The organism is Kineococcus aurantiacus (assembly GCF_013409345.1).
In the GTDB taxonomy this organism is placed as follows: Bacteria; Actinomycetota; Actinomycetes; order Actinomycetales; family Kineococcaceae; genus Kineococcus; species Kineococcus aurantiacus.
This window is the reverse complement of the sequence record NZ_JACCBB010000001.1, coordinates 3,630,690-3,657,391: the sequence shown is the minus strand read 5'-3', so window position 1 is coordinate 3,657,391 and position 26,702 is coordinate 3,630,690. Positions and strand designations below refer to the sequence as shown.

Genomic DNA, 26,702 nt, shown 5'->3' with positions numbered 1-26,702 from the left:
GACGCAGGGCGCCGACCCCCTCGCGGGGATCGGCGCCCTGGGTGCGGGTGCGGCAGGCTCAGCGCGAGTAGTACTCGACGACGAGCTGCTCGTCGCAGGTCACCGGGATCTGCTCGCGGACCGGCAGGGCGTTCACCTTGGCGGTGAGGTCCTGGCGCTCCACGGACAGCCAGCCGGGGATCTCGTTGTCGCTCCAGCCGCCCTCGGCCGCGACGATGAACGGCGTCTTGGCCTTCGACCGCGGCGCGACCTCGACGGTCTGGCCGGGGACGACGCGGAAGGAGGGACGGTCGACACGACGGCCGTCGACGACGATGTGGCGGTGCACGACCATCTGGCGAGCCTGGTAGATGGTGCGGGCGAAGCCGGCACGCCAGACGACGGCGTCCAGACGGGTCTCGAGCAGCTGCACCAGGTTCTGACCGGTCTTGCCGGGCTTGCGCTTGGCGAGGTCGTAGGCGCGACGCAGCTGCGTCTCGCTCACGTCGTACTGGTAGCGCAGACGCTGCTTCTCACGCAGCTGCGTCGCGTAGTCCGACGCCTTCTTCTGCTTGCGGCCGTGCATGCCCGGGGGGTACGGGCGACGGTCCATGAAGCGGGCGGCCTTCGGCGTGAGGGCCACCCCGAGCGCGCGGCTGATGCGCACCTTGGGACGTGCGTTGTTCATTCCACTCTCCTGATCGTAAGGTGAGCCTAGCCAAAGTCGAGGAGACCTCGCCTGGCCAGGACGATCGCGCACCGAGGAGGCACTGTGAACCACCGGATCCAGGGGATCGAGCGGGCCACGGCACCGGATCCCCATCGGACTGGGGGCTCGGAGCGCACCGACCCCAACTCTACGGCCTCCGCAGGGGTGCGACTGACCACCGCCCCCACGCCGGCCGAGTGGGCCCGCACGCTCGCCGTCGGCACCGTCCCCGGCACGCTGCACCTGCCCCGCGTGCCGCGGCCCTGCGCGCACCACGGCGAGGGGACCGTCCACGACGGGGCCGGGGAGGTCTTCGCCCAGGCGGCACCGGCGCGTCGCGGCCGGGCCGCCACCCCGCGCACGGAAGCCTTCGCCGTGCAGCACCTGACCGACGCCTGGGGCGGGTTGCTGCTCCTGCTGGAGGACGGGTCGCCGGTGCACCGCAGGCTCCTGGAGCTCGGGGACGACGCCCGCTGGAACGGGGTCCCCGTCGTCCTGGACGTCCTGGACGTCCCCCCGGGCCAGGCCGCCCTCCCCCGGGCCCGGCTGTGCGTGACGGGCTGGGTCGAGTCGATCCTGCCGGCCGACCAGCGCCGCGTCGCCCAGACCGCGGCCGCCGTCCGCCCGCTGGGCGCGCTGCTCGACGTCGGCACGACGCGGTCCGTGTGGCGCCTGGAGGTCGCCGACGTGCGCGTCACGACGGCCACCGGGGTGCACCTGCTGGAGGACGAGGAGTTCACCGCCGCCGCCCCGGACCCGCTCTACGACGACGAGGACGGCATCGTCGCCCACCTGGAGACGCACCACCGCGACGCCCTCGTCGGGTGGGTCCTGGACGCGCTGCCGGCCGGGCAGGCGCACGAGGCGCGGGAGGTGGCGGTCGTGGGCGCCGACCGGTACGGCCTCGACGTGCTGGTGACCGTCGGCGGCGGCACGACGACGCTGCGCGCCGCCTTCGCCGCCCCGGTCCGGGACGGGCGGGACGTCGCCCGCGCGCTCTGCGGGCTGTTCGGGTGCCCCTGCCGCGGGACGGGGTCCACGCACGCGAGCGCGTGACCGGCGGGGGTCACGCGCTGCGCGGGCCGGTCAGTACCAGTTGCTGGCCTTGGAGTGCGACCAGGCGGCGCACGGGGTCCCGTAGCGGCTGGCGATGTAGTTCAGGCCCCAGGTGATCTGCGTGACCGGGTTCGTCTCCCAGTCCCCGGCGACCGAGGCCATCTTGCTGCCCGGCAGCGCCTGCGGGATGCCGTACGCGCTGGAGGACGGGTTGTCGGCCGCGTAGTCCCAGCCGCTCTCCTTCGTCCACAGCGAGTCCAGGCAGCTGAACTGCGCGCCGTCCCAGCCGCGGTCGGCGGCCAGGAGCCGGGCGACGCCCCGCGGGTCGCGCTGGGCGTCGCGGGTGGCCTCGGCGGCGGCGGCCCGGCGGGCCTCCTCGGCCAGCCGCGCGGCCTCGGCGGCGGCGGCGGCCTCGGCGGCGGCCTTCTCGGCGGCCACGCGCTCGTCGCTGGCGGCGCGGACCTGGACCTGCTCGAACCAGTGGTCGGACGTGGTGGCCTGGCGCTGGGCGGAGGCGGCCACCAGGAGGCGGTCGGGGACGGCGGCCTCGGCCTCGGGGGCCGGCCCGGAGGTCAGGGCGGCACCGGCCAGGACGGACGCCGAGACGGCGACGACGCCCGGGGCGGCGATCCAGGCGGAACGGCGCGACCGCCGGCGGCGGGTGGTGCGGGACTGCTGGTGCGGGACTGCGTGCGTGCGCTGGGGCGGCAAGCCGGGCCTTCCGACGTTCTCCCGGCCCACGCCCGGTCGAGCTGTCCACCCCCAGCCGGGTCGTCGCGACCCCCTATCGGGGGGCGGCACCGTGGGACCCGGTCAGCCGGCGGGGTCGTCCCGCGGCCGACGTCCGCGGCCGCGGGGGAACCCGCCGGCCGAGGCGCTTGGAGGTGCTGTCGGACAGGCACGCTGCCTCGCGGACCCGGACCTGAGCAAACCCTGGCGCGTCGTTTCGTCACGGTGAGGTCACAAGTGAGCGACAGTGCGTCGACTTTTGTGGAACATCTCACACCGAACGGACCAGTCTCGGAGGTTTGACGCAGCCGAGCCGCGCGCGGTTCCGGGGAGGGAACGTCCCGTGCCCGGAACCGCGCGCCCGGCTCAGGCCCCGAAGTCGGCCAGCAGCTCCGTCACCAGCGCCGCCACGGGCGAGCGCTCGGACCGCGTGAGGGTCACGTGCGCGAACAGCGGGTGGCCCTTGAGCGCCTCCACGACGGCCGCGACGCCGTCGTGCCGGCCCACGCGCAGGTTGTCGCGCTGGGCCACGTCGTGGGTCAGCACGACCTTGGAGTTCTGCCCGATGCGCGACAGCACCGTCAGCAGGACGTTGCGCTCCAGGGACTGCGCCTCGTCGACGACCACGAAGGAGTCGTGCAGGGACCGGCCCCGGATGTGGGTCAGCGGCAGGACCTCCAGCATCCCGCGGGCGAAGACCTCCTCGACCACGCGCGGGTCCACGACGGCCTCGAGGGTGTCGAAGACGGCCTGCCCCCAGGGCCCCATCTTCTCGGCCTCCGTGCCCGGCAGGTACCCCAGGTCCTGCCCGCCGACGGCGTACAACGGCCGGAAGACGACGACCTTGCGGTGCTCGCGGCGCTCCATGACGGCCTCCAGGCCCGCCGCGAGCGCGAGCGCCGACTTGCCCGTCCCGGCCCGGCCGCCGAGGGAGACGATGCTGACGGTGGAGTCCAGCAGGGCGTCGAGGGCGATGCGCTGCTCGGCCGAGCGGCCCCGGACGCCGAACGCCTCCCGGTCACCCTTGATCACGCGCAGGTGCTTGTCGGCGGTGACCCGGCCCAGGGCGTGCCCGCGCGGGGAGGACAGGACGACACCGGTGTTGGCGGGCAGCTCCCGGATGTCGGGGGTGTCCAGCGTCCCGTCGTCGTAGAGGGTCGCGACGTCCTCGGCGCTGGCGTCGAGCTCCACGACCCCCGTCCAGCCGGAGTCGGGGGCCAGCTCGGCGCGGTACTCGTCGGCGGCGAGCCCGACCGCGGACGCCTTGACGCGCAGCGGCACGTCCTTGGAGACGACGGTCACGTCGTGGCCCTCGTCGGCCAGGTTGCGGGCCACGGCCAGGATCCGGGTGTCCCCGGCCGTGGCCAGCGGGCCGTTGCGCAGCGCCGACGGCAGCGTGGAGACCTCGGAGTGGTTCAGCTCCACCCGCAGCGTCCCGCCCAGCTCCCCCACCGGCATCGGCTGGTCGAGGCGGCCGAACTCGACGCGCAGGTCGTCGAGGCGGCGCAGGGACTCGCGGGCGAAGTAGCCCAGCTCGGGGTGGTGGCGCTTGCCCTCCAGCTCGCTGACGACGACCAGCGGCAGGACGACGTCGTGCTCGTCGAAGCGGAAGAGGGCACCGGGATCGGACAGCAGGACGGAGGTGTCCAGGACGAAGGTCCGGCGGGCGGGGGTGTTCGGCGCAGCGGGGCTGGAGGTGGTGACCACGAACGTCTCCCGTTCTCGAGGAGCCCGGTGCGCATCCACGCCCGGGTCCCCTCAGCAGCGGCGGACCGGGACTCAGGTCACCGCGCGGGCGACCCGGGACCGGGCCTCCCTGCTGCGCTGGGCAGCGTGCACGGCGACCTCCCGAGCGGGGAGCGGGTGCCCCCCGTGTGGGTCCGACGTTAGCCCCCGGGCCGCCGGGAGGGGCGAGGAACACGCGCACGGCTGTGACGAGTGGGTGACATCCCGGTGACGTGCCGCCGACGCGGCCCGGTGCGGGCGCGGGCTCAGGCGCCGAAGCGCCGCTCCCGCGCCGCGTACGACCGCAGCGCGCGCAGGAAGTCCACCTTGCGGAAGTCCGGCCAGAGCACCTCGGTGAAGAAGAACTCCGAGTGCGCGCTCTGCCACAGCAGGAACCCGGACAGCCGCTGCTCCCCCGACGTGCGGATGACGAGGTCGGGGTCGGGCTGGCCCTTGGTGTAGAGGTGGTCGGCGATGTGCTCGACGTCGAGGACCTCGGCCAGGGCCTCCATGGGGGTGCCCTTGGCGGCGTGCTCGCGCAGCAGCGAGCGGACGGCCGCGGCGATCTCCTGGCGGCCGCCGTAGCCGATGGCGACGTTGACGACGCCGGAGGTGATCCCGGCGGTCCGGTCGGCGAGCTCGCGCAGCCGCGCGGCGCTGGGCTCGGGCAGCAGGTCCAGGGCCCCGACGGGGTGGACCTTCCAGTGCCCGGTGGCCGCGACCCGGGCCACGGCGTCCTCGACGATCCGGATGAGGGGCTCCAGCTCGTCGGCGGACCGGTTGAGGTTGTCGGTGGACAGCAGGTAGAGGGTCACGATCTCGATGCCCTCGTCGGCGCACCAGCCCATGACCTCGACGACCTTGTCGGCGCCGGCGCGGTGCCCATGGGAGCTGGGCGCCCCGAAGGCCTTGGCCCAGCGCCGGTTGCCGTCGAGGATGATGCCGACGTGGCGGGGCAGCACGGCCGGGTCCAGCGACCGTTCCAGCCGCCGCCCGTACGCGCCGTAGAGGAGATCGCGGAGGCCCATCGGCGCTCACCGTATACCCGCCGGTGCGCCCGTCCGGACGCCGATCGGGCGTTCTCCTTGACCGGTTGACAGTGGTTACCTACGGTCTGAGCACCGACGACGCCGTCGGTGGCCCCGGACGCGTCCGGGGCCCGCGCTGCCGCGACGACGCGGCTCGTCCCGGAGGAACCGCATGTCCGCCACGACCTCCCGCCGGTCACTGCTCACCCTGGCCCTGTCCGCGCCGCTGGTCGGCACCGTCCTGGCCGCCTGCGGCGACTCCGGCCCGGCCGGTGGCTCGTCCGCGGGTGCCACCATCTGGATCCTCACCGGCCAGCCCGGTGAGGGCATCCGCACGGACTCGGTGAACGCCTTCAACGAGGCGAACCCCGACTCCGAGCTGGTCCTGTCCTCCTACCAGAACGACGCCTTCAAGGCGAAGATCCGCACCGCCATCGGCGCGAACCAGAGCCCGACGGTCATCTGGACGTGGGGTGGCGGTGGCCTGCGCGACTACGTGAAGAACGGCCAGGTGGAGGACCTCACGTCGTTCTTCGCCGAGAACGCCGAGCTGAAGGACAAGCTGTTCGCCAGCGCCTTCGGCGCGGCCACGGTCGACGACAAGATCTACGCCGTCCCGTGCGAGAACGTCTCCCCGATCGTCATGTTCTACAACATGCGGCTGTTCGAGAAGGTCGGCGCGCAGCTGCCGAAGACGTGGGACGACGTCATGGCGCTGGTCCCGACGTTCAACGCCGCCGGCATCGCCCCGTTCTCCCTGGGCGGGCAGTCGCGGTGGACGAACATGATGTGGCTGGAGTTCCTGTACGACCGCATCGGCGGGTCGGAGCTGTTCACCTCCATCTACGAGGGCACCCCGGACGCCTGGTCGCACCCGGACTCGATCGACGCCCTCACCAAGGTGCAGGACCTGGTGCGCGCCAACGGCTTCATCAACGGGTTCGCCTCCATCACGGCCGACTCCAACGCCGACCAGGCGCTGCTGTACACGGACAAGGCCGCGATGATGCTGCACGGGGCGTGGACGTACGGGGCGATGAAGACCGACGGCGGCGACTTCGTCACCGGCGGCCACCTGGCCTGGTCGACGTTCCCGGAGGTGACCGGCGGCAAGGGCGACCCCAGCGACAGCGTCGGCAACCCGTCCTCCTACTACGCGCTGTCCTCCCAGGCCAGCGACGAGGCGAAGACGGCGGCGAAGAAGTACTTCGCCGAGGGCCTGATCACCGACGCGACCACGAAGGCGTGGGTGGAGTCCGGCTCGGTCCCGATCATCAACGGCTCCGACAGCCTGTTCACCGGTTCCGAGGACGCCGAGTGGCTGCAGTTCGTCTACGACACCGCCTCGCAGGCGAAGGTCTTCCAGCAGTCCTGGGACCAGGCCCTGTCGCCGACGCAGGCCGAGGCGCTGCTGGACAACATCTCCAAGCTGTTCGGGCTGGCCATCACGCCCGAGGAGTTCGCGGCGAACATGAACGCGACCCTGGCCGGGTAGCCCGCCGGCGGCTCCCGGGCACGCGTGCAACGGCTACCGTCGCCCCATGACGGCCGACGCCCACCACGACACCGCCGCGCTCGTCGCCGCGGTGAAGCCGAAGCTGAGGGGCTGGCTGCACGCCGGCACGTTCCCCGCGGTGCTCGTCGCGGGGACGGCGCTGGTCTGCCTGGCCCCGACGCCGGGGGCCCGCTGGGCCGCGGTGGTCTTCGCCGTCACCGCGGCCCTGCTGTTCGGCACGAGCGCGCTGTACCACCGCGGCGACTGGTCCCCGCGGTGGGCGGCGGTGCTGCGCCGGCTGGACCACAGCAACATCTTCCTCATCATCGCCGGCACCTACACCCCGCTGGCGGTGACGACGCTGCCGGCGGGGAAGGCGCGGACCCTGCTGACGGTCGTGTGGGCGGGGGCGCTGGCGGGGGTGGCGTTCCGGGTCCTGTGGATCGGCGCCCCCCGGTGGCTGTACACGCCCGTCTACCTGGCCCTGGGCTGGGTCGCGGTGGGCTACCTGGGGGACTTCGCCCGCGGCGGCGGGGTCGCGGTGGCGGTGCTCGTCGTCGTGGGGGGCCTGCTGTACTCCCTGGGCGCGCTCGCCTACGGGACCAAGCGCCCCAACCCCAGCCCGCGCTGGTTCGGCTTCCACGAGGTGTTCCACGCCTTCACCGTCGTGGCGTTCACCGCGCACTACGTGGGGATCTCCCTGGCCACCTACGGGCACGCCGCCTGAGCGGGCCCACCCGGCCGGGCCCGCACCCGGTCAGCCCCGGCGCGCCCCCACGGCCGCGGCCAGCTCGGCCACCTCCGTCGTCGGGGCCTGGCACACCTGACCGCGGCACACGTACGCCGCGGCGCGCCCGCCCACGAGGTCGCGGTGCGCCAGCAGCTCGGGCACCGACTCCCCCGGGACCCCGCGCGCCACGACGAGCCCGGGGGCCGTCCCGGCGAGGGCGACCCGGTGCAGCGCGGCCGTCCCCGCGTCCCCGGCCGCCCCGACCACGGCCACCTCCCGCGGCCCGTCCGCCAGCGCCTCGGCGACGGCCAGGCCCCAGCCGGCGAACCGCGGTGAGGCCGCCGCGACGGCCCCGGCGACCCCCAGCGCCCGCCGCGCGGCGTCGCCGAACTCCGCCGAGCCGGTCAGCGCCCCCAGCGACAGCAGGACCCCCGCCGCCGCGGACCCGCCCGAGGGCGTCGCGCCGTCGGTGGGGTCCGCGGGTGACCCGGCCCCGGCCCGGGCCGCCGACAGCGCCGGGTCGACGTCGGCGACGTCGACGAGGCCGTCGGGGCCGTCGAAGCGGTCCAGGACCTCCCGGCCCAGCTCCAGGGCCACGTCGAAGAAGCGCCGCTCCCCCGTCGCCGCGTGCAGGGCCAGCAGGCCCTCGGCGAGGTCGGACAGGTCCTCCAGGACCGCGGCCGGTGTCCCCACCACCCCGTCGCGCGAGACCCGCCGCCACCGGCCGTCGACCCGGTGGACGTCCAGCAGGAACTCCGCGGCCCCGCGCGCGGCGAGCAGCAGGTCGGGGCGCTCCAGCAGCGCCCCCGCCTCGGCCAGCGCCGCGACGGCCAGCCCGTTCCAGGCCAGCACCACCTTGTCGTCGCGGGCCGGCTGCGGGCGGTCGGCGCGGGCGGCGGCCAGCCGCTCGCGGACCCGTTCCCAGCGGTCGAGCTCCTCGCCGGGGTCGCGCGTCAGCCGGGCCGTGGAGGTGCCGTGCTCGAAGGTGCCCGCCTCGGTGACGCCGAGCAGCTCGGCCGCCCACGGCCCGTCGTCGAGGCCGAGGACCTCCACGAGGTCGCCGGGCGTCCACACGTACGTGGCGCCCTCGACGGCGTGCGGGTTCCCCTGCGCGTCCGGGACGGGGGTGTCGGCGTCCAGCGAGGCCGCGAACGCGCCCTGCGGGGTGCGCAGGTCCCGCAGCAGGAACTCGCACGTGTGCTCGGCGACGCGGCGGTGCTCGGCGTCCCCCGTGGCGCGCCAGGAGTGCAGGTAGACGCGGGCCAGCAGCGCGTTGTCGTAGAGCATCTTCTCGAAGTGGGGGACGACCCAGCCGGCGTCGACGGCGTACCGGGCGAAGCCGCCGCCGACCTGGTCGGCGGTGCCGCTGCGGGCCATGGCCGTCAGCGTCCGCCGCACCAGGCCCGCCGCCTGGTCCGAGCCGGTCCGGGCGGCGTGCCGCAGGAGGAACTCGCACACCATGGACGGCGGGAACTTCGGCGCCCCGCCGAACCCGCCGTGCACGACGTCCTCCTCGGCGGCCAGGGCGTCCACCGCGGCGGCCAGCTCGTCCGGGCCGGGCACGTCCCCGGCGGTGGGCACCATCGCCCCCAGGGCCGCGGCGATGCGGCCGCTGGAGGCCAGCACCTCCCCGCGCCGGTCCCGCCACGCTTCGCTCACCGCGGCCAGGAGCTGGCGGAAGGACGGCAGCTGCGGGTGCGGGCGGGGTGGGAAGTAGGTGCCGGCGTAGAAGATCTGCCCGTCCGGGGTGCAGAACGTCGTCATGGGCCAGCCGCCCTGACCGGTCATGGCCGTCGTGGCGGCCATGTGCACGGCGTCGACGTCGGGCCGCTCCTCCCGGTCGACCTTGACGTTGACGAACCACGCGTTCATCTCCGCCGCGGTGGCCGGGTCCTCGAACGACTCGTGGGCCATGACGTGGCACCAGTGGCAGGCCGCGTACCCCGTGGAGACGAGGACGGGCACGTCCCGGCGGCGGGCCTCGGCGAACGCCTCGGCGCCCCACTCCTGCCAGTCGACGGGGTTGTCGGCGTGCTGCAGGAGGTAGGGGCTGGTGGACCGGGACAGGCGGTTGGGCACCGGACCACCGTGGCACGCGGACCGGGCGGGCGACACCCGGCGCGGTAGCGTCCGGCCCGTGAGCACCCCCACGCGGTTCGGGATCCTCGGCACCGGCCACTGGGCCCGCACCACCCACGCCGCCGCGCTGCGCGCGCACCCCGACGTCGAGCTCGTCGGGTTCTGGGGCCGCGACCCCGCGCACGCGCGGGACGCCGCGGCGCAGCACGGGACGACGGCGTTCGGGGACCTCGACGACCTCCTGGGGCGGGTGGACGCCGTGACGGTGGCCCTGCCCCCGGACGTGCAGGCGCAGGTCGCGGTGCGCGCCGCGGACCGGGGCCGGCACCTGCTGCTGGACAAGCCCCTCGCGACGACCCTGCCGGGTGCGCGGGCCGTGGTGGAGGCGGTGCGGCGCAACGGTGTCGCCTCGGTGGAGTACCTGACGTACCTGTTCCAGCCGGACATCACGACGTGGCTGGAGCGGATGCGGGCGCTCGCGGCCGAGCACGGCCCGTGGGAGGGCGGGGTGTTCCGCTGGGCGGGGTCGATCGACGCCCCGGGCAGCCCCTACGGGGCGTCGGCGTGGCGCCGGGAGCGCGGGGGCCTGTGGGACACCGGCCCGCACGCGCTGTCGATCGCCCTGGAGCTGTTCGGCCCCGTCGAGCGGGTCAGCGCGGGGCGGGGGCCGCGGGACGCGGTGACCGTGGCGCTGGAGCACGCCGGCGGCGCGGGGACGTCGCTGTCGCTGACGCTGACGGCGCCGCAGGGGGCGGGCGGGTCGTTCGCGACGGTCTGGGGCCCCGGCGGCCGGCACGACCTGCCGCGCTTCACCGGCACCCCGCAGGAGGGTTTCGCCCGGGCCGTGGACCGGTTGCGCCGGGCCGCGGCGACGGGTGAGCCGGACGCCCTGGACGTGCGCCGGGCCGCCGCCGCGGTCGCGGTCCTGGCCGCGGTCGAGGAGCACCTCGCGCGGCCGGACCGGGCCACGGCCGTCCCTCAGCCCTGAGGCCCGCGGGCGGGGTCCTGCGCGTCGGGCCCGGGCGCCCCGGTCCCCTCCTCCGGCTCGGCCTCCGGTCCGGCGTCGGCCCCGGGCTGCTCCGAGTGCCGCACGCGCTGGATGCGGCGCGCCATGCTGCGGCCCAGGAAGTACACGGCCACGGCGAGGACGAACAGCACCACGAACCCCCGCAGCCCGGGGGTCACGAGGTCGGCGTCCACGTCCGGGGTGGTCGTGCCCGCTGTGCTCGTGCTCGTGGCGGTGCTGGACGTGGTGGGCGAGGGGGTCGCCAGCGGGAACTGCGCGATCACGGGCGCAGCCCCGCGAACAGGTCGTCCTCGGGCGTGGTCGTCGGCACGTGGCTGATCGCGAGGTGGAAGTCCTCGGTGGGCCACAGCTCGCGCTGCAGCTCCAGCGGCACCCCGAAGAACCAGCCGTCGGGGTCGATCTGCGTCGCGTGCGCCAGCAGCGCCCGGTCGCGGGTCTCGAAGAACTCCCCGCACTCCACGCGCGTGGTGATCTCCAGCTCCTTGCGCGCGCCGGGTTCCTCCTCGGCGATGCGCTTCATCCACTCCGCGAACGGGGACTCCTCGCCCCGGGCCAGGAACGCCTCGTGGAAGGTGCGCATGCGGTCCCGGGAGAAGCTGGCGTGGTAGTAGAGCTTCGACGTCGTCCACGCCGGCCCCGCCTGCGGGAACCGCTCGGGGTCGGCGGCGGCGTGGAAGGCGGCCAGGGACACCGTGTGGGTCATGATGTGGTCCGGGTGCGGGTACCCACCGGACTCGTCGTAGGTCGTCATGACGTGCGGGCGGAACTCGCGCACCACGTGCACGAGGGCGTCCACGGTGAACTGCTCCGGCGTCAGGGCGAAGCAGCCCTTCGGCAGCGGCGGCAGCGGGTCACCCTCGGGCAGCCCGGAGTCCACGTAGCCGAGCCAGCGGTGCTGCACCCCCAGGATCCGGGCCGCCTCGGCCATCTCGTGCCGGCGGTACTCCCCCATGTCGCGCAGCAGGGTCGCGTCCTGCTTCAGGCGGGGGTTGAGCACGTCCCCGCGCTCGCCCCCGGTGCACGACACGACGAGCACCTCGACGCCCTCGGCCACGTACTTGGCCATCGACGCCGCACCCTTGCTGGACTCGTCGTCCGGGTGGGCGTGCACGGCCATGAGCCGCAACGTCTCCGCCACCGTGGCTCCTCTCACACGCGTTGTCGTCGGCACCCCGAGCGGCGAGGTGCGACCATCGGGGTCCATCCTCGCCGATCCGCGGTGCCGCCGGAGCACCGCCCTCGACCACGCAGGAGCACCGCCGTCGTGACCAGTCCCCACAGGCCCGGGGAAGTCCCCGCAGACGTCCTCGCCGCGCGGTACGGCCGGCGCCCGCCGCGCACCGGCCGGCCCTGGTACCGGCGCCCGGTCCGGCTCGCGGCGGCGGTCCTGGGCGCCGCGCTGCTGCTCGCCTACGGGGTGTGGCTGTCGGTGGACCAGTCCCGGGGGCCGTCCTACACCGAGATCAGCCACCGCGTCCTGGACGACCGGATCGCGGAGATCCGGTTCAGCGTCACGCGGCCGGCGGGCACGGCCGTGCGCTGCCAGGTGCACGCCCTGGACGAGAGCTCCGCGGAGGTGGGGCTGCTGCAGGTGGACGTCCCGGCCTCCCCGGAGACCGACGTCCAGCAGACGGTGCAGGTCAGGACGACGTCGCGGGCCGTGACGGTCGGGGTGGAGTCCTGTTCGGCGGTGTCGTCCTGAGCCGTTGGAGCTAGGCTTGTCGCTTCGAGTCGCCCGCTCCCGCGCCGCGGGGCCGGGCGACTCGGTTTTTGCGCCGGGAGGCAGGAGGCCGCCCGGGAGGTACGTGACAGGGAGCACACCGTGAGCGACACGACCACCGGCAGCACGACCTGGCTGACGCAGGACGCCTACGACCGCCTCAAGGCCGAGTACGAGCACCTCGCCGGTGAAGGCCGCACGGAGCTCGCCAAGCGCATCGAGCAGGCGCGCGAGGAGGGCGACCTCAAGGAGAACGCGGGCTACCACGCGGCCAAGGAGGAGCAGGGCAAGCAGGAGCTGCGCATCCGCCAGCTGCGCCACCTCCTGGAGACCGCGCAGGTCGGCGAGGCGCCCGCCTCGGCGTCCGGGGAGGTCTCCCTGGGGCACGTCGTGACCGTCGAGCTGGCCGGCGACGAGGTGAAGTTCCTGCTCGGCAGCCGCGAGGTGGGGGACGCCGCGGGGCTGGACGTCTACTCCGAGAAGTCCCCGCTGGGCGCGGCCATCCTGGGCCGCAAGCCCGGCGACGAGGTCCAGTACACGGCCCCCAACGGCAAGGTGTTCCCCGTCAAGGTCGTGAGCACGGAGCCCTACACCGGCTGAGCGCCCCACCCCCTCCGGGCGCGCGGTGACCTCGCGCCCGACGGTCGAGCGCGGGGTCACCGCGCGCGCCGGGGCCGGCGCGCACCGGGCCGGCCGCGCTACCGCTTGACCCGCGCCGCCCCCTCGTCGCCGTCGACGGGCTCGGCCTCGTCGTGCGGTGGGGGTGCCTCCGGCGCCAGGGGCGCGTCCGAGTCGGTGATCTCCTCGACCTCCTCGGTGGGCCGCCCGCCCCGGGCCAGGGCACCGACGCCCGTCTTGAGCACCGCGACCAGCGGCACCGCGAACAGCGCCCCGACGATCCCGAAGACCGTCGCACCGCCGGCCACGGCGAGGATGACGGCCAGCGGGTGCACGGCCACGGCGCGTCCCATGAGGAACGGCTGCAGCAGGTGCGACTCGACCTGCTGGACGAGGATCACCACGCCCAGCATGATCAGCGCCGTCACGAAGTCGTGGGCCACGAGGGCGACGAGGACGGCGACGGTCCCCGACAGCAGCGCCCCCACGATGGGGATGAAGGCGCCGAGGAAGACGAGCAGCCCCAGCGACGTGGCGAGCGGGACGCGCAGGACCGCCGCCCCGATCGCCACGCCGACGCCGTCGACGAGGGCGACGACGATCGTGGCCCGCATGTAGTGGGTCAGGGTCACCCAGGACTGCCGGGCCGCGTCGTCCAGCGGGTCCTGCGCCGGCCGCGGCAGCAGGTGCACGAGCCAGGACCAGATCCGCCGGCCCTCCAGCAGGAAGAAGAACGAGGTGAACAGGCAGATGAAGAACCCGGCCACGAGGTGCCCGGCCGTGGACACGACCCCGGTCGCGCCCGCGATGAGCGCGTCCTGGTTGTCCGTGGCCGCCTGCTGGAGCTCGGCGACGTAGTCGGAGATGGCCGTGGACGTCAGGTGCAGGGGGCCGGTCGAGAGCCACCGCTCGACCTCGCCGACGCCCTGGGTGGCCGAGGACGCCAGGTCCGACCACTGGCTGGAGGCCTGCGACCCGACGATCGTCACGAGCCCGGCCACCACGCCGGCGGCGACGAGCAGCGTCACCAGGGCCGCCACGGCCCGCGGGACGTGCAGGCGCACGTCCAGCAGGTTCACCACGGGTGCGAGCAGCGCCGCGATGAGCATCGCCACGAGGACCGGGATGAAGATCTCGCTGACGAAGCTGAGGCCGTAGGCGAGCACCACGACGGCCACCGCGACCACGACGAACCGCCACGACCAGTCCGCGGCCGTCCGCAGCGCCGGGCTGACGTAGGGCCGGTGCGGGGGCTGGGGCTGGGCCATGCGGGTCATCCTCCCGCGCCGCCGGTCACCCGGCTCGCGGGGCGCGACCCGTCGCCATCTGACCGGAGCGGACGTAGGTTCGCCCGTGTGAGCATCAGCGACACCACCACGCTGCCCCTCGAACCGCCCGCCGACCTCCCGCGCACCCTGGGTGCGCTGCGCGCCTCCGGTCACCGGCACGTGCCGGTGAAGGAGGAGCTGCGCACCAACCTCGTCGCCCGCATGAAGGCCGGCGAGGACCGCTTCCCCGGTGTCGTCGGCTACGAGGACACCGTGGCCCCCGAGCTGGAGCGTGCCCTGCTGGCCGGCCACGACGTCGTCCTGCTCGGCGAGCGCGGGCAGGGCAAGACGCGCCTGCTGCGCTCGCTCGTCGGCCTGCTCGACGAGTGGACCCCCGTCATCGAGGGGTCGGAGCTCAACGAGCACCCCTACACCCCGCTGACCCCCGCCTCCCGCCGCCGCGTCCGCGAGGAGGGCGAGGACCTGCCCGTGGCGTGGTTGCACCGGTCGCTGCGCTACGGCGAGAAGCTCGCCACGCCCGACACCTCCGTGGGCGACCTCATCGGCGACGTCGACCCCGTCAAGGTCGCCGAGGGCCGCGCGCTGGGCGACCCCGAGACCATCCACTTCGGGCTCGTGCCCCGCACCAACCGCGGCGTCTTCGCGATCAACGAGCTGCCCGACCTGGCCGAGCGCATCCAGGTCTCGCTGCTCAACGTGCTGGAGGAGCGCGACATCCAGGTCCGCGGGTACCAGCTGCGGCTGCCGCTGGACCTGCTGCTCGTGGCCAGCGCCAACCCCGAGGACTACACCAACCGCGGGCGGATCATCACCCCGCTGAAGGACCGGTTCGGCGCCGAGGTCCGCACGCACTACCCGCTGGAGCTGTCCCTGGAGGTCGACCTCGTCCGGCAGGAGGCCGCCACGGTCGCCGAGGTCCCCGAGCACCTGCTGGAGGTCGTCGCGCGGTTCACCCGGGCCGTGCGCGAGTCCCCCGCCGTCGACCCGGCCTCGGGCGTCTCGGCGCGGTTCTCCATCGCGGCCGCCGAGACCGTCTCGGCGGCGGCCCTGCGCCGGCACGCGCTGTCCGGGGAGGTGACCCCGCCGGTGGCGCGCGTGGGCGACCTGCACACCGTCGTCAGCGTCCTGGGCGGCAAGGTCGAGTTCGAGCAGGGTGAGGAGGGCCGGGAGGTCGAGGTCCTGGAGCACCTGCTGCGCACGGCCATCGCCGAGACGTACCGCTCGCTGCTGGGCGGGGCGGAGCTGTCGGGGTTCTCCGAGCTGGTCACCGACGGCCGCACCATCGAGACGGGCGACCTGGTGCCGGCCGAGCGGCTGCTGGAGCAGGTCGGGACGGTCGCCGGGCTGGCGCAGGTGCTCGAGCGGCTCGGGCTGAGCGAGGTGACGCCCGGGCGGGCGGCGGCCGGGGTGGAGTTCGTCCTGGAGGCCCTGCACCTGACGCGGCGGCTGGACAAGCTCGTCCTGGACGACGGCCGGACCGTCTACGGCAGCTGAGCCCGCGCGCCCCGGCGCACGAGCACCGCGAGGCAGAACCCGGTGAGCAGCGCCACGAGGTGCCCCAGGGCGGTGGGGTCGGGTGCGGCGGCCAGGACCGCCGCCAGGACGGCCGACGGCAGCAGGACGTAGGGGACGCGCAGCCGGCGCGGGACCCGCGCGGCGAGCAGCCCGACGACGCAGGCCAGGCCGTAGCTGACCCCGACGTCGGGCGCGTGCGCGACGGCGGGGTCCAGGCGGCCGTGGGTCAGCCCCGCGACGAGCACGACGGCGACGACCAGCGTCGCGCCGACGTGCCCGAAGGCGAACGCGACGAGCGTGGGTAACCGCCCCAGCCACCGGGCGCTCGCGGTGAGGGCGACGACGAGGGGCACCAGGACGAGCAGCCCCGCGGTGTCCGGCACGACGACCGCGGACAGCAGCAGGACCCGGAACGGGAACCGCCGCAGGTTGTCCAGGTTCGTGCTGGAGTCCTGCACGAACCCGGCGCGCCCGGCCCCGGTCTGGAAGCGCAGGGCGGTGTAGACCGCGAGGACGACGGCGGCGTGGAGCAGGCCGAGGCCGGCACCGCGGCCGGCGCGACGCAGGAGGCGCACCGGCCCAGTGTCGGTGCGCCCCCTGGGAGGGAGCCGGGCGTCAGTCGTTCTGGGGGAAGCCCAGGTTCAGGCCGCCGTGGGAGGGGTCCAGCCAGCGCTCGGTGACGACCTTGCCGCGGGTGAAGAAGTGCACGCCCTCGGTGCCGTGGGCGTGGGTGTCGCCGAACAGCGACTGCTTCCAGCCGCCGAAGGAGAAGTACCCGACGGGCACCGGGACGGGCACGTTGATGCCGATCATGCCGACCTGGACCTCGTTGCGGAACTTGCGCGCCGCCCCGCCGTCGTTGGTGAAGATCGCCACGCCGTTGCCGTAGCGGTTGGCGTTGATGAGCTCCAGTCCCTCGTCGTAGCCGGCAACGCGGACCACGGACAGGACGGGGCCGAAGATCTCGTCGGTGTAGATGGACTGCTCGGGGGTGACCTTGTCGAACAGGGTCGGCCCGAGCCAGAAGCCGTCGGCGTCGCCGTCGGGGACGACCTCGCGGCCGTCGATCACGAGCTCGGCGCCCTCGGCGACCCCGGCCTCGACGTAGCCGGTGACCTTGTCGCGGTGCGGGCCGGTGACCAGCGGGCCCATGTCGCAGCCGCGGCGGCCGTCACCGGTGCGCAGCGTCGCGACCCGCTCCCCGATCTTGGCGATGAGCTCGTCGGCGACCGAGTCGACCGCGACGAGGGCCGAGACGGCCATGCAGCGTTCCCCGGCGGAGCCGAACCCGCCGTTGACGGCCGCGTCGGCGGCCAGGTCCAGGTCGGCGTCGGGCAGGACCAGCATGTGGTTCTTCGCCCCGCCCAGGGCCTGCACGCGCTTGCCGTGCGCGGTGGCGGTCTCGTACACGTACCGGGCGATGGGGGTCGAGCCCACGAAGGAGACCGAGGCGACGTCGGGGTGGGTCAGCAGGCCGTCGACGGCGACCTTGTCGCCGTGCAGGACGTTGAAGACGCCGTCGGGCAGGCCCGCCTCCTTCCACAGCGCGGCGATGAAGTTCGCCGCGGACGGGTCCTTCTCGCTGGGCTTGAGGACGACGGTGTTGCCGGTGGCGATGGCCAGGGGGAAGAACCACATGGGGACCATCGCCGGGAAGTTGAACGGGGAGATGATCGAGACCACGCCCAGCGGCTGACGGATCGAGAAGACGTCGACCTTGGTCGAGGCGTTCTCGGTGAAGGCGCCCTTGAGCAGGTGGTTGACGCCGCAGGCCAGCTCGACGATCTCCTGACCGCGCGAGACCTCCCCCAGGGCGTCGGACAGGACCTTGCCGTGCTCGGCGGTGATGATCTCGGCCAGCTCGCCCTTGCGGGCGTTGAGCAGCTCGCGGAAGGCGAACAGGATCGTGGTGCGGCGGGCCAGGGAGGTGTCGCGCCAGGCGGGGAAGGCGGCCTTGGCGGCGGCGACGGCGGCCTCGACGTCGGCGGGGGCGGCCAGCGCGAGGGTCTTGGTGCGCTTGCCGGTCGCGGGGTCGTACACGTCCGCCGCCCGGTCACCGGACCCGGCCGCCTCGGCCCCGGCGATCCAGTGCAGGACGTGCGGCAGGTCGGGGGTGGAACCAGGAGCACCAGCGTCTGCGGTGGTGCTGGCGGTGGTGGTCGTCACGGGTGCCCTCCTCGGACGTCATCGGCGGGACGGCTCCCGCCGGGGAGTCGAACGGGCCCCATCATGCCACCAGCGGCGCCCTGTTTGTCCAGACAAACTGTCATTGATCTCGGGGTGGGTGCGACGGCCCGTCGGCCCGACCCGTGGCGTCCCCGCGGCAGCGGACGTAGCGTTCGGGCGTGGCTCGGGATGCGTGGAGCAGGCGGCGCGGCGGTCGGTACCGGTACGGGGAGTGGGCCGGCGGCCCCGACCCGCTGGCCCCGCCCTACGACGTGCGCGCCGCCCTGGACCGGGTCGGCCAGGAGGTGCTGAACGGCGGCTCCCTGCGCGAGGCCCTGCGCGACCTGCTGCGCCGGGGCCCCGACGGCCGGTCCGGGCTGGAGGACCTGCGGGCCCGCGCGGCCCGGATGCGCCGCGAGGCCGCCCGCCGCGGGGACCTCGACGGGGCCCTGACCACCGCGCGCGCCCAGCTGGACCAGGCGCTGGCCGCCGAGCGCGAGGAACTGGCCGGCCGCGACGGCGACGACGCCCGGTTCGCCGAGGCCCGCCTCGACGCCCTCCCCCGCTCCACCGCCCAGGCCGTGCGCGACCTGGAGGACTACCCGTGGGCCTCGGAGCAGGCGCGGCAGCAGTACCAGCAGATCCTCGACCGGCTGCGCGAGGACGTCGTGGGCCAGCAGTTCCGCGGCATGAAGGAAGCCCTGCAGAACGGCAGCCCCGAGACGATGCAGGCACTCAAGGACATGATGAGCGACCTCAACGACCTGCTCGCCAAGAAGGCCCGCGGCGAGGACACCCCCGAGGACTTCGCCGAGTTCATGGCCAAGCACGGGGACACCCTCGGCGAGGAGGGCGTGGAGGACCTCGACGACCTCGTCGACGCCCTCGCCCGCCGCGCCGCGGCCGCCTCACGGCTGATGCGCTCGCTGTCCCCGCAGCAGCGCGAGGAGCTGTCCTCGCTCATGCAGCAGGCGATGGGTTCCGACGTCGACCTGCAGGCGCAGATGGCCCAGCTCAACGACAACCTGCGCGCGCTGCGCCCGGACCTGGACTTCTCCCGCGGCGAGCGCGTGCGCGGCCGCGGGGACCAGCCCCTGGACTACGGCGAGGCCGCCGACGCCCTGCAGGACATCTCCGAGCTCGACGACCTGCTCGACCAGCTCGGCCAGGAGCACCCCGGCGCGACCCTGGACGACGTCGACGTCGAGGCCCTAGAGCGTCAGCTCGGCCGGGGCGCCGCGGACGACCTGCAGCGGCTGCGCGAGCTGGAGCGCGAACTGCAGCGGCAGGGCTGGCTGTCCCGCTCCGCCGACGGCCTCACGTTGTCCCCCAAGGCGTTGCGGCGTCTGGGCCAGACCGCCCTGCAGGAGGTGCTGGGCCGGCTGGACACCGGCGGGCGCGGCGACCACGAGAACACCGACGCCGGGTCCGGCGGCGAGCCCACCGGCGCCACCCGGCGCTGGCGGTTCGGCGACGAGCAGCCCCTGGACGTCGTGCGGACCGTCTCGAACGCCCTGAAGCGGGGGACGGCCTCGGGCGGGGCGGTGAAGCTGTCGTGGGAGGACTTCGAGGTCGTCGAGACCGAGCGGCGCGCCGGGGCGGCCGTCGCGCTGTGCGTCGACCTGTCGTTCTCGATGGCCGCCGAGGGCCGCTGGGGGCCCATGAAGGAGACGGCCCTGGCCCTGTCCCACCTCATCTCCACGAAGTTCCCCTACGACGAGCTGCAGATCATCGGCTTCGGCCTGCACGCCCAGCCCATGACCGTCGGGGAACTGGCCGAGGTCGAACCCGACTTCGTGCAGGGCACCAACCTGCAGCACGCGCTGAGCATCGCGCGCCGCCACGTGCGCCGGCACCCCGACGCCGAACCCGTCGTCCTGGTCATCACCGACGGCGAGCCCACGGCGCACCTCGACGACTCGTACGGCACCCCGCAGGCGGTCTTCCAGTGGCCGCCGACGGCCGAGACGATCCGCGCCACCGTCCACGAGGTCGACCTGCTCACGCGGTTCGGGGCGACCATCAACCTGTTCATGCTCGGCGAGGACCCCGGTCTGCGCCGCTTCGTCGACGCCGTCGCCCGCCGCAACGGCGGCCGGGTGCTGTCCCCCAGCCCCGACCGGCTGGGGCAGTACGTCGTCGACGACTACCTCAAGGCCCGCGCCGGCCGCCGCGCGAACCGCCGCGCCTCCTGACCCGTCGCGACTCGATCTCTGCCCTGCTCGATCACCGAAGTGCTTGATCACCGCCCCCCGCGGTGATCAAGCACTTCCGTGATCGAGCACTTCCGCGTCGGGGTTCTCGTCGGCGTGCGCGACGTGGCGCAGCGCCCGCCACAGCAGCACGACCAGCACCGCCGAACCCGCGAAGGCGAACCAGAACGGCGCCGTCACGCCCAGGTGCTGCGCCAGGGCACCCCCGACCCCGCTGCCCAGCGCGAGGCCGCCGAACGTCCCCACGGTGTTCACCGCCGTCACCCGGCCCTGCAGGCCCTCGGGAACGGCGCGCTGGCGGACGGTGAGCGACGTCGTGCCCCACACGAACGCGTGCGCGCCGAACACGACGAACACCGGCAGGGCCACCCACGCCGACCGGGCCAGCGCCAGCGCGAGGTGGGTGAGGGTCTCCACGACCAGCCCGACGCGCATGAGGTCGCCGAGGGAGACGCGCCGGACGATCCACCCGTACGACAGCGTCCCCGCCACCCCGCCGACCGCGCCGGCCGTCGTCACCAGGCCGTAGCCGACCGGGCCCAGGCCGAGCCGCTGCGTGGAGTACAGGACCAGCACCGACCAGGCCGCGCCGAACGTGACGTTGAAGGTGAAGATCGTCACGACGAGGGTCCGGACGGCCGGGTGGTGCGCCGTCCAGCGGACCCCCTCGACGACGTCGTGCCACGGGTGGGTGGCCGGGCGCGCCGCCCGGGGCGGCAGCCGCAACCGGCCGACGAACACGGCCGCCAGCGCGCACAACCCGGCCTGCGCCGCGAACGGCGTCGCCGCCCCGGCCGTGAACAGCGCCGCGCCCAGCGGGGGGCCGGCCAGCTGGTTCACCGTCACGAACCCCGTCTGGACGCGCGCGTTGGCCACGGCCAGGTCGTCGCGGGCCACCAGCGCCGGCAGCAGCGTGCTCGCGGTGTTGTCGGCGAAGACCTCCGCTGTGGCCAGCAGGAACAGCGCGCCCAGGACGAGGGGCACCGTCGCGCGCCCGCCCGCGACCAGCCCCGCCAGCGCCAGCAGCAGGACGGCCCGCACGACGTCGACGGTGACGACGACGAGGCGTCGGTCCAGCCGGTCGGAGACCACGCCGGCGCTGAGCCCGAACAGCAGCGGCGGCAGCCACGCCGCCAGCGCGGCCAGCGCGACGGGGAACGCCTCGCGCGTCAGGGAGGTGACCAGCAGCGGCCCGGCGGCCAGGGCCAGGCCGTCACCGAGGTTGGCCGCCCAGCTGGAGGCGATGAGCCAGCGGAACCCCGGGCCCAGCCGCCGGGGCAGGACGACCTCGACGACCCGGGCGGCGCTGCTCACCCGGGCACGCTGGCACGCCCGGGCCCGTCCCCGCCACGTGGTTCCGCGGCGCCCGGCGGGGCGGTCGTGAGGAGGCGCGGCAGTGCTCGATCACCGGAGTGCTCGATCACCGGAGTGCTCGATCACCGAGGGCCTCCCCCGGTGACCGAGCACGACGGTGGCCGAGCGCTCCCGGCGGTCTCAGCCCAGCGCCTGCGCGAGGTCGGCGACGAGGTCGTCGGCGTCCTCGATGCCGACCGACAGCCGGACGAGGTCGTCGGGGACCTCCAGCAGCGACCCCGCGACGGAGGCGTGCGTCATCTTCCCGGGGTGCTCGACGAGGGACTCCACCCCGCCGAGGGACTCCCCCAGGGTGAACAGCTCGGTCGCCCCGCAGACCGCGAGCGCGTCCTCGACCGAGGCCGTGCGGAACGAGATCATCCCCCCGAAGCGCTTCATCTGCTTCGCGGCGACGTCGTGGTTGCGGTGCTCGGGCAGGCCCGGGTAGAGGATCCTCGTCACGCGCGGGTGCGACTGGAGGAACTCCACGACGCGCTCGGCGTTGTCGCAGTGCCGTTCCATCCGCACCGCGAGGGTCTTCAGGCCGCGCTGGACCAGCCAGGAGTCGAACGGCCCGGGGACCGCGCCCATCGCGTTCTGGTGGAACGCGATCCGCTCGGCCAGGGAGTTCCCGCGGCCGTCGTCGCCGTCGCGCACGACGACGGCGCCGCCGACGACGTCGGAGTGCCCGCCGGCGTACTTCGTCGTGGAGTGCACGACGAGGTCCGCGCCCAGGGTCAGCGGGGTCTGCAGGTACGGCGTGGCGAAGGTGTTGTCGACGACGAGCAGCGCGCCGGCGGCGTGCGCGATCTCGGCGATGGCCGCGATGTCGCCCACCGTCAGCAGCGGGTTGGTGGGGGTCTCCAGCCACACCAGCCGGGTGCGGCCGGGCTGGACCGCGTCGCGCACGGCGTCCAGGTCGGCCAGGTCCACGGGGCTGTGCTCGACGCCCCACGGCTCGGCGACCTTCTTCACCAGCCGGTAGGTCCCGCCGTAGGCGTCGTTCGGGATGACGACGTGGTCGCCGGGGCGGCACAGCGCCCGCAGGATCCCGTCCTCGGCGGCCAGGCCGGAGGCGAACGCGAACCCGGCCGCGCCCTGCTCCAGGGCCGCGAGCTGGGTCTCCAGGGACGTGCGGGTGGGGTTGCCCGAGCGGGAGTACTCGTAGCCGGTGCCCAGCCCCGTCCGCAGCGCGCCGACGCCGTCCTGCTTGTAGGTGGAGACCTGGTAGATCGGGGTCACGACGGCGCCGGTGGCGGGGTCCGCCTCCTGGCCGGCGTGGATCGCGCGGGTCGAGAAGCCGGGGATCTGGTCGGAAGTCACACGGGAAGGCTAGACACCGCTGCGCTGTTGTTCTCCACGACACCGCTGAAGGGAGCGATGGATGCTGTTCGGCAACCCGTTCAAGACGACCATGGTCACCGCGGAGGACGCGCTGCGGGGCTCGCAGGAGCGCCGCTTCGAGGTCCCGGCGACGCACACCGTGCTCGGCACCCCGCTGGAGGGCCCCTGGCCCGAGGGCACCGAGGTCATCTCCTTCGGCATGGGCTGCTTCTGGGGCGCTGAGCGCATCTTCTGGCAGCAGCCGGGGGTCGTGACGACGGCGGCCGGCTACCAGGGCGGGTTCACCCCGAACCCGACGTACGAGGAGTCGGTGACGGGCCGCACGGGCCACGCCGAGACGGTGCTGGTGGCGTACGACCCGTCCGTGACCAGCGCGGAGCAGCTGCTGAAGGTCTTCTGGGAGAACCACGACCCGACGCAGGGCTACCGGCAGGGCAACGACCGCGGCACCGAGTACCGCTCGGCGGTCTACACGACGACCGACGAGCAGTTCGAGGCGGCCCAGCGCACGCGCGAGACGTTCCAGCGCGAGCTGACCGAGCACGGCCACGGCCGCATCACGACGGAGATCCGTCCCGCGAGCGAGGCCGGCCGGTTCTGGTACGCCGAGGACTACCACCAGCAGTACCTGCAGAAGGTCCCCAACGGGTACTGCAACCACGGCCCCAACGGCCTGACCTGCCAGATCGGTCTGGTCGCGAAGGACTGAGCCTCGACGCAGGGAGGGGGCGGAGCCACCTGGCTCCGCCCCCTCCCTGCTGCGTTCGCCCCCCGGCGTTCGCGTGGCAACCCGTCCCCCCGGCGGGGTGCCTGCGACGATCCTGTCAGAGGTCCGGGCGCACCGACACCGCCGCGCCGCCCCCCTTTAGGGGGTACGACTTCGCCGGTTCGGCCTTCTCGCGGGTCCCGGTCCCGGTACTGTCCCCCCGAGGAGGGGGTCTTCACGTGGTTGCCAACACCGGGCCCGGCGCGGCACCGGAGCCGGGGACGCTGCGCATCGCGGCGGTCGACGACCACCCTGCGCTGCTGTCGGGGCTGGAGCTGGAGCTGTCCCGCCTGGACCCGTCCACCGTCTTCGTCGCCACCGCCCCCACCGTGCCGGACCTGCTGCGCCGGATCGCCGGGACCACCCCGCCCGACGTCGTCCTGCTCGACCTGCGCCTGGGCGACGGGTCCACCCCGGCCCAGAACGTCGGCGACCTGCTGGCGGCGGGCACCCGGGTGCTCGTCTACACCGAGGGCCGCCAGCACGCCGAGGCGCTGGCCGCCATGCAGGCCGGTGCCCAGGGGGTGCTGCTGAAGGACCGCCCCGTGGCCACGGTCGCCGAGGCGCTGCACGCGGTCGCCGACGGCGACACCGTCTCCTCGGCCGAGACCGCCGCGGCCCTGCAGGTCGACGAGACACTCACCTCCCACCTGTCCCCGCAGGAGCGCCGGGTGCTGGAGCTGTACGCCGGCGGGATGCCCGCGCGGTCGGTCGCGCTGCGGCTGGGGGTGACGCTGGAGACGGCCAAGAGCTACCTCAAGCGGATCCGGGCCAAGTACGCCGCCGTCGACCGGCCCGCCTACACGCGCATGGAGCTGTACCGGCGCGCCGTCGAGGACGGGGTGCTGGCCCCGATGCCGTCGGCCCCGCCGACCCCGGACGGCCGTGCCCGCTGACCGGGCGGGCCGGTGACGCGCGGCGGGGTCCAGCGGCTGCTGGCCCTCGTCCTGCTGCTGGCCATCGTCTCGATCGTCCCGACCGTGGCGGCCAACCTGGCGGGCGGTCGGGGCGAGGCGCCGGGGTGGTGGTCGGCGACGGTCCTGGTCGCCTACGCCGCGGTCGCCGTCCTCCTGCTGGTCCAGGCCGTGCGGGGCTCCCGCTGGTGGGTCCTGTCGTGGGCGCTGGTGGTCGTCGGCGACGTGGCGCTGGCGACGTACCCGGCCGCGGTGGGGCACCGGCCCGACGACGACGTGCCGTGGGTGCTGGCCCTGTCGCCCATCACCGTGGGGGCCGGGGCGGTGGCGACCCCCACGCTGCTGGGCGCCCTGGCCCTGGCCCTGGTGCACCTGGGCCTGCGGCTGGCGCTGCAGCTGTCGGGGGTGTGGACGGTACCGGCGGACGTCGCCGTGCAGGAGGCCATCGGGCTGCTGGTCATCACGACCGCGGCCTCGGTCGCGGTGCTGGCGGTGCGGGGGGCGGCGCGGCAGGTGGAGACGGCCCGCGGCGGGGCGGAGCGGGCGACCGCGGAGGCCGCCGCGGCCCGGGCGGTGGAGCTGGAGAACTCCCGGTGGGACGGCATCGTCCACGACGACGTGCTGGCGTCCCTGTCGCTGACCGCGCACGCCCGCGACGACGGCGACCGGGTCCGGGCGCGGGCCGCGGCGGTGCGGGCGCTGGCCAGCGTCGAGCGCGACCCGGGCGCCGAGCGGGGACCGCTGCCGCTGGCGGACGTGGTCTCGCGGCTGACCGACGCGGTCCTGGAGCAGCACCCGGCGGCGGTCCTGACGCTGCCGGCCCCGCAGCAGGTGCGGGTGGACCCCGACGCGGCGGACGCGCTCGTGGCCGCCACCGCCGAGGCGTGCCGGAACGCGGTGCGCCACGGCGGCACCGGCGGGGTGCCCCCGGCGGTGCGGGTGCGGGTGCGCGCCACCGGGGACCGGCTGCTGGTGGAGGTGCGCGACGACGGCCGCGGCTTCGACCCCGCCTCGGCCACCCCCCGGCTGGGCCTGGTGGTCTCGGTGCGCCGCCGCGCCGACCTGGTGGGGGGCCGGGCCCTGGTGCGCTCGGCGCCCGGGGTGGGGACCGTGGTGCTGCTCAGCGTCCCGTTCGCGGGCGGCGCGGCGTGAGCGGTGTGCAGCGCGCGTGCCTGGTGGGCGCGGTCCTGTGGCTGTTCTCGCACGGCCCGCTGTCGGCGCTGCTGTCGCTGGACGCGCACCGGGCGCCGTGGCTGTCGCTGACGGCGCTGGCCGTGGTGCTGGTGGTCAGCGCATACGCGGTGAGCCCCCTGACGGGCCGCCCGCTGCACCTGCCGACGCCGGCCGCGGTGGCGGTGGCGGCGGTCGTGCCGCTGAGCGGGCTGGCGGTCACCCCGTTCCTGGACGAGTCGCTGTGGCGCACGTACGCGGACTACTGGCCGGGGCTGACGCAGATCGCCGTCGCGGCGCTGGTGATGCGCCGGCACCGGCTTCCCGCCCTGGCCGCCGAGCTGGCCTCGGCCGCGGTGCTCGGCGGGTGCCTGCTGGCCTCGGACCTGCCGAACCGGGCGGTCGCCTTCGCGGCCCTGAACCAGCCCGCCCTGGTGTGGTTCAGCGCGGCGCTGGGCGTGCGGTGGCTGTTCGACCGCACGGCGCGGGACGTGGCCCGGTTCGAGGCGGACGCCGGCCGCGCGGTCGCGGCCCGGGCGGTGACGGAGGCCCGTGAGGTCAGCGCCCGCCAGCGCCGCGAGGACCTGGAGCACAGCGTCGTCCCGCTGCTGCGCCGGGTGACCACCTCGGGACCGGAGGCCTCGGCCTGGCCGCTGCTGTCGCGGGCGGCGCTGACGCTGGAACGCCGGTTGCGCGACGACCTGCGCGCCCGGGAGCTGCTCGACGACAAGGTCCGGGCGGCCCTGCGCACGGCCCGGGACCGGGGCTGCGCGGTGGACGTCGTCGACGACCGGGGGCCCGCGGCGGCCGGCCCGCCGGGGTTCGCGGCCCAGCTGCGCACGGTCCTCGCGCCCGTCCTGGACGCCTGCGGCACGGCGCAGGTCACGCTGCGCCTGCCGCCGGGCGGGGGGTGGGCGACGCTGTCGGTGGACGGCTCGGCCGCCGAGGCCGACGCGGTGGCCGCGGCGCTGCGGATGGCCCACCTGCGCGGCGTGCAGCTCGCGGTCGCCTCCGACCTGCAGGTGGGGGACGGAGCCGGCTCGCTGTGGGCCGAGCTCCGTCCCGCCTGAGGCCCCG

At 74.8% G+C, this 26,702-nt stretch carries 24 protein-coding genes; 12 read left to right on the top strand and 12 right to left on the bottom strand.

Annotation, left to right across the window (positions count from 1 at the left end):
* Positions 1 to 58: 58 nt before the first annotated feature.
* Positions 59 to 667, bottom strand: a complete 609-nt coding sequence (gene rpsD, locus BJ968_RS17610) for a 30S ribosomal protein S4 (protein ID WP_179754051.1) — start codon at positions 665 to 667, stop codon at positions 59 to 61.
* A gap of 186 nt (positions 668 to 853) precedes the next feature.
* Between rpsD and BJ968_RS17605 the strand changes: the two genes are divergently transcribed.
* Positions 854 to 1,744 carry a DUF2470 domain-containing protein gene (locus BJ968_RS17605; protein ID WP_179754049.1) on the top strand — a complete coding sequence of 297 codons (891 nt, stop codon included), beginning with the start codon at positions 854 to 856 and terminating at the stop codon, positions 1,742 to 1,744.
* Between the two features lie 30 nt (positions 1,745 to 1,774).
* Here the strand turns inward: BJ968_RS17605 and BJ968_RS17600 are convergent, their stop codons facing one another.
* The 3 genes from BJ968_RS17600 to BJ968_RS17590 all read right to left on the bottom strand — a co-directional run bounded on the left by BJ968_RS17600 (position 1,775) and on the right by BJ968_RS17590 (position 5,226).
* The gene (locus BJ968_RS17600; RefSeq protein WP_179754047.1) at positions 1,775 to 2,455 is read right to left on the bottom strand and encodes an aggregation-promoting factor C-terminal-like domain-containing protein; all 681 of its coding nucleotides are present in this window, start codon (positions 2,453 to 2,455) and stop codon (positions 1,775 to 1,777) included.
* Between the two features lie 384 nt (positions 2,456 to 2,839).
* Positions 2,840 to 4,180, bottom strand: a complete 1,341-nt coding sequence (phoH2, locus tag BJ968_RS17595; RefSeq protein ID WP_179754045.1) for an RNA 5'-3' helicase PhoH2 — start codon at positions 4,178 to 4,180, stop codon at positions 2,840 to 2,842.
* Between the two features lie 284 nt (positions 4,181 to 4,464).
* Positions 4,465 to 5,226 carry an isoprenyl transferase gene (locus BJ968_RS17590; RefSeq protein WP_179754043.1) on the bottom strand — a complete coding sequence of 254 codons (762 nt, stop codon included), beginning with the start codon at positions 5,224 to 5,226 and terminating at the stop codon, positions 4,465 to 4,467.
* A gap of 172 nt (positions 5,227 to 5,398) precedes the next feature.
* On the opposite strand from BJ968_RS17590, the gene BJ968_RS17585 reads away from it, so the two are divergent.
* On the top strand, positions 5,399 to 6,721 hold the full coding sequence (locus BJ968_RS17585; RefSeq protein WP_179754041.1) for an extracellular solute-binding protein: 1,323 nt from the start codon (positions 5,399 to 5,401) through the stop codon (positions 6,719 to 6,721).
* A gap of 46 nt (positions 6,722 to 6,767) precedes the next feature.
* Positions 6,768 to 7,448, top strand: coding sequence for a PAQR family membrane homeostasis protein TrhA (trhA, locus tag BJ968_RS17580; protein WP_179754039.1), 681 nt, complete (start codon positions 6,768 to 6,770; stop codon positions 7,446 to 7,448).
* A gap of 30 nt (positions 7,449 to 7,478) precedes the next feature.
* Here the strand turns inward: trhA and BJ968_RS17575 are convergent, their stop codons facing one another.
* The gene (locus BJ968_RS17575) at positions 7,479 to 9,530 is read right to left on the bottom strand and encodes a DUF255 domain-containing protein (RefSeq protein WP_179754037.1); all 2,052 of its coding nucleotides are present in this window, start codon (positions 9,528 to 9,530) and stop codon (positions 7,479 to 7,481) included.
* Positions 9,531 to 9,588: 58 nt separating this feature from the next.
* Here BJ968_RS17575 and BJ968_RS17570 point away from each other — a divergent pair, with 58 nt between their 5' ends.
* On the top strand, positions 9,589 to 10,518 hold the full coding sequence (locus BJ968_RS17570; protein WP_179754035.1) for a Gfo/Idh/MocA family oxidoreductase: 930 nt from the start codon (positions 9,589 to 9,591) through the stop codon (positions 10,516 to 10,518).
* Here BJ968_RS17570 and BJ968_RS17565 read toward each other — a convergent pair.
* A complete protein-coding gene (locus BJ968_RS17565) occupies positions 10,509 to 10,820 on the bottom strand; it encodes a hypothetical protein (RefSeq protein ID WP_179754033.1) in 312 nt (103 codons plus the stop codon). The genes BJ968_RS17570 and BJ968_RS17565 overlap by 10 nt on opposite strands.
* Complete coding sequence (mca, locus tag BJ968_RS17560; RefSeq protein WP_179754031.1) at positions 10,817 to 11,695, bottom strand: mycothiol conjugate amidase Mca; 879 nt, start codon at positions 11,693 to 11,695, stop codon at positions 10,817 to 10,819. The genes BJ968_RS17565 and mca overlap by 4 nt, the downstream gene beginning before the upstream one ends.
* Positions 11,696 to 11,821: 126 nt before the next feature.
* Here mca and BJ968_RS17555 point away from each other — a divergent pair, with 126 nt between their 5' ends.
* Together BJ968_RS17555 and greA are read left to right on the top strand one after the other, a co-directional pair.
* Positions 11,822 to 12,259, top strand: coding sequence for a DUF4307 domain-containing protein (locus BJ968_RS17555; protein ID WP_179754029.1), 438 nt, complete (start codon positions 11,822 to 11,824; stop codon positions 12,257 to 12,259).
* A 120-nt stretch (positions 12,260 to 12,379) separates the two neighbouring features.
* Positions 12,380 to 12,877: a transcription elongation factor GreA gene (gene greA, locus BJ968_RS17550; RefSeq protein ID WP_179754027.1), complete on the top strand. Its 498-nt coding sequence runs from the start codon at positions 12,380 to 12,382 to the stop codon at positions 12,875 to 12,877.
* A 98-nt stretch (positions 12,878 to 12,975) separates the two neighbouring features.
* Here the strand turns inward: greA and BJ968_RS17545 are convergent, their stop codons facing one another.
* Positions 12,976 to 14,163, bottom strand: coding sequence for an AI-2E family transporter (locus tag BJ968_RS17545; RefSeq protein WP_179754025.1), 1,188 nt, complete (start codon positions 14,161 to 14,163; stop codon positions 12,976 to 12,978).
* An 87-nt stretch (positions 14,164 to 14,250) separates the two neighbouring features.
* Here BJ968_RS17545 and BJ968_RS17540 point away from each other — a divergent pair, with 87 nt between their 5' ends.
* The gene (locus tag BJ968_RS17540) at positions 14,251 to 15,678 is read left to right on the top strand and encodes a sigma 54-interacting transcriptional regulator (protein WP_179754023.1); all 1,428 of its coding nucleotides are present in this window, start codon (positions 14,251 to 14,253) and stop codon (positions 15,676 to 15,678) included.
* On the opposite strand, the gene BJ968_RS17535 is transcribed toward BJ968_RS17540, so the two are convergent.
* Both BJ968_RS17535 and BJ968_RS17530 read right to left on the bottom strand, forming a co-directional pair.
* The gene (locus BJ968_RS17535; protein ID WP_179754021.1) at positions 15,666 to 16,274 is read right to left on the bottom strand and encodes a rhomboid-like protein; all 609 of its coding nucleotides are present in this window, start codon (positions 16,272 to 16,274) and stop codon (positions 15,666 to 15,668) included. The genes BJ968_RS17540 and BJ968_RS17535 overlap by 13 nt on opposite strands.
* A gap of 40 nt (positions 16,275 to 16,314) precedes the next feature.
* Positions 16,315 to 17,805, bottom strand: coding sequence for a CoA-acylating methylmalonate-semialdehyde dehydrogenase (locus BJ968_RS17530; RefSeq protein WP_179756916.1), 1,491 nt, complete (start codon positions 17,803 to 17,805; stop codon positions 16,315 to 16,317).
* Between the two features lie 239 nt (positions 17,806 to 18,044).
* On the opposite strand from BJ968_RS17530, the gene BJ968_RS17525 reads away from it, so the two are divergent.
* The gene (locus tag BJ968_RS17525; protein ID WP_179754019.1) at positions 18,045 to 20,060 is read left to right on the top strand and encodes a vWA domain-containing protein; all 2,016 of its coding nucleotides are present in this window, start codon (positions 18,045 to 18,047) and stop codon (positions 20,058 to 20,060) included.
* 66 nt (positions 20,061 to 20,126) lie between these two features.
* Here BJ968_RS17525 and BJ968_RS17520 read toward each other — a convergent pair whose 3' ends face one another.
* The gene (locus BJ968_RS17520; RefSeq protein WP_179754017.1) at positions 20,127 to 21,392 is read right to left on the bottom strand and encodes an MFS transporter; all 1,266 of its coding nucleotides are present in this window, start codon (positions 21,390 to 21,392) and stop codon (positions 20,127 to 20,129) included.
* A gap of 180 nt (positions 21,393 to 21,572) precedes the next feature.
* Positions 21,573 to 22,754, bottom strand: a complete 1,182-nt coding sequence (locus BJ968_RS17515; protein WP_179754015.1) for a cystathionine gamma-synthase — start codon at positions 22,752 to 22,754, stop codon at positions 21,573 to 21,575.
* 61 nt (positions 22,755 to 22,815) lie between these two features.
* Here BJ968_RS17515 and msrA point away from each other — a divergent pair, with 61 nt between their 5' ends.
* From msrA to BJ968_RS17495, 4 genes are all read left to right on the top strand, one after another.
* On the top strand, positions 22,816 to 23,484 hold the full coding sequence (msrA, locus tag BJ968_RS17510; protein ID WP_179754012.1) for a peptide-methionine (S)-S-oxide reductase MsrA: 669 nt from the start codon (positions 22,816 to 22,818) through the stop codon (positions 23,482 to 23,484).
* 236 nt (positions 23,485 to 23,720) lie between these two features.
* Positions 23,721 to 24,437, top strand: coding sequence for a response regulator (locus BJ968_RS17505; protein ID WP_179754011.1), 717 nt, complete (start codon positions 23,721 to 23,723; stop codon positions 24,435 to 24,437).
* Positions 24,438 to 24,449: 12 nt separating this feature from the next.
* Complete coding sequence (locus BJ968_RS26875) at positions 24,450 to 25,607, top strand: ATP-binding protein (RefSeq protein WP_179754009.1); 1,158 nt, start codon at positions 24,450 to 24,452, stop codon at positions 25,605 to 25,607.
* Positions 25,604 to 26,695, top strand: coding sequence for a hypothetical protein (locus BJ968_RS17495; RefSeq protein WP_179754007.1), 1,092 nt, complete (start codon positions 25,604 to 25,606; stop codon positions 26,693 to 26,695). The genes BJ968_RS26875 and BJ968_RS17495 overlap by 4 nt, the downstream gene beginning before the upstream one ends.
* Positions 26,696 to 26,702: the final 7 nt, after the last annotated feature.

Excerpts from the sequence above, each read along its gene's own strand:
- msrA (WP_179754012.1), top strand. The coding sequence starts at position 22,816 with ATGCTGTTCGGCAACCCGTTCAAGACGACCATGGTCACCGCGGAGGAC.
- trhA (WP_179754039.1), top strand. The coding sequence starts at position 6,768 with ATGACGGCCGACGCCCACCACGACACCGCCGCGCTCGTCGCCGCGGTG.
- BJ968_RS17585 (WP_179754041.1), top strand. The coding sequence starts at position 5,399 with ATGTCCGCCACGACCTCCCGCCGGTCACTGCTCACCCTGGCCCTGTCC.
- rpsD (WP_179754051.1), bottom strand. The coding sequence starts at position 667 with ATGAACAACGCACGTCCCAAGGTGCGCATCAGCCGCGCGCTCGGGGTG.
- BJ968_RS17590 (WP_179754043.1), bottom strand. The coding sequence starts at position 5,226 with ATGGGCCTCCGCGATCTCCTCTACGGCGCGTACGGGCGGCGGCTGGAA.
- BJ968_RS17545 (WP_179754025.1), bottom strand. The coding sequence starts at position 14,163 with ATGGCCCAGCCCCAGCCCCCGCACCGGCCCTACGTCAGCCCGGCGCTG.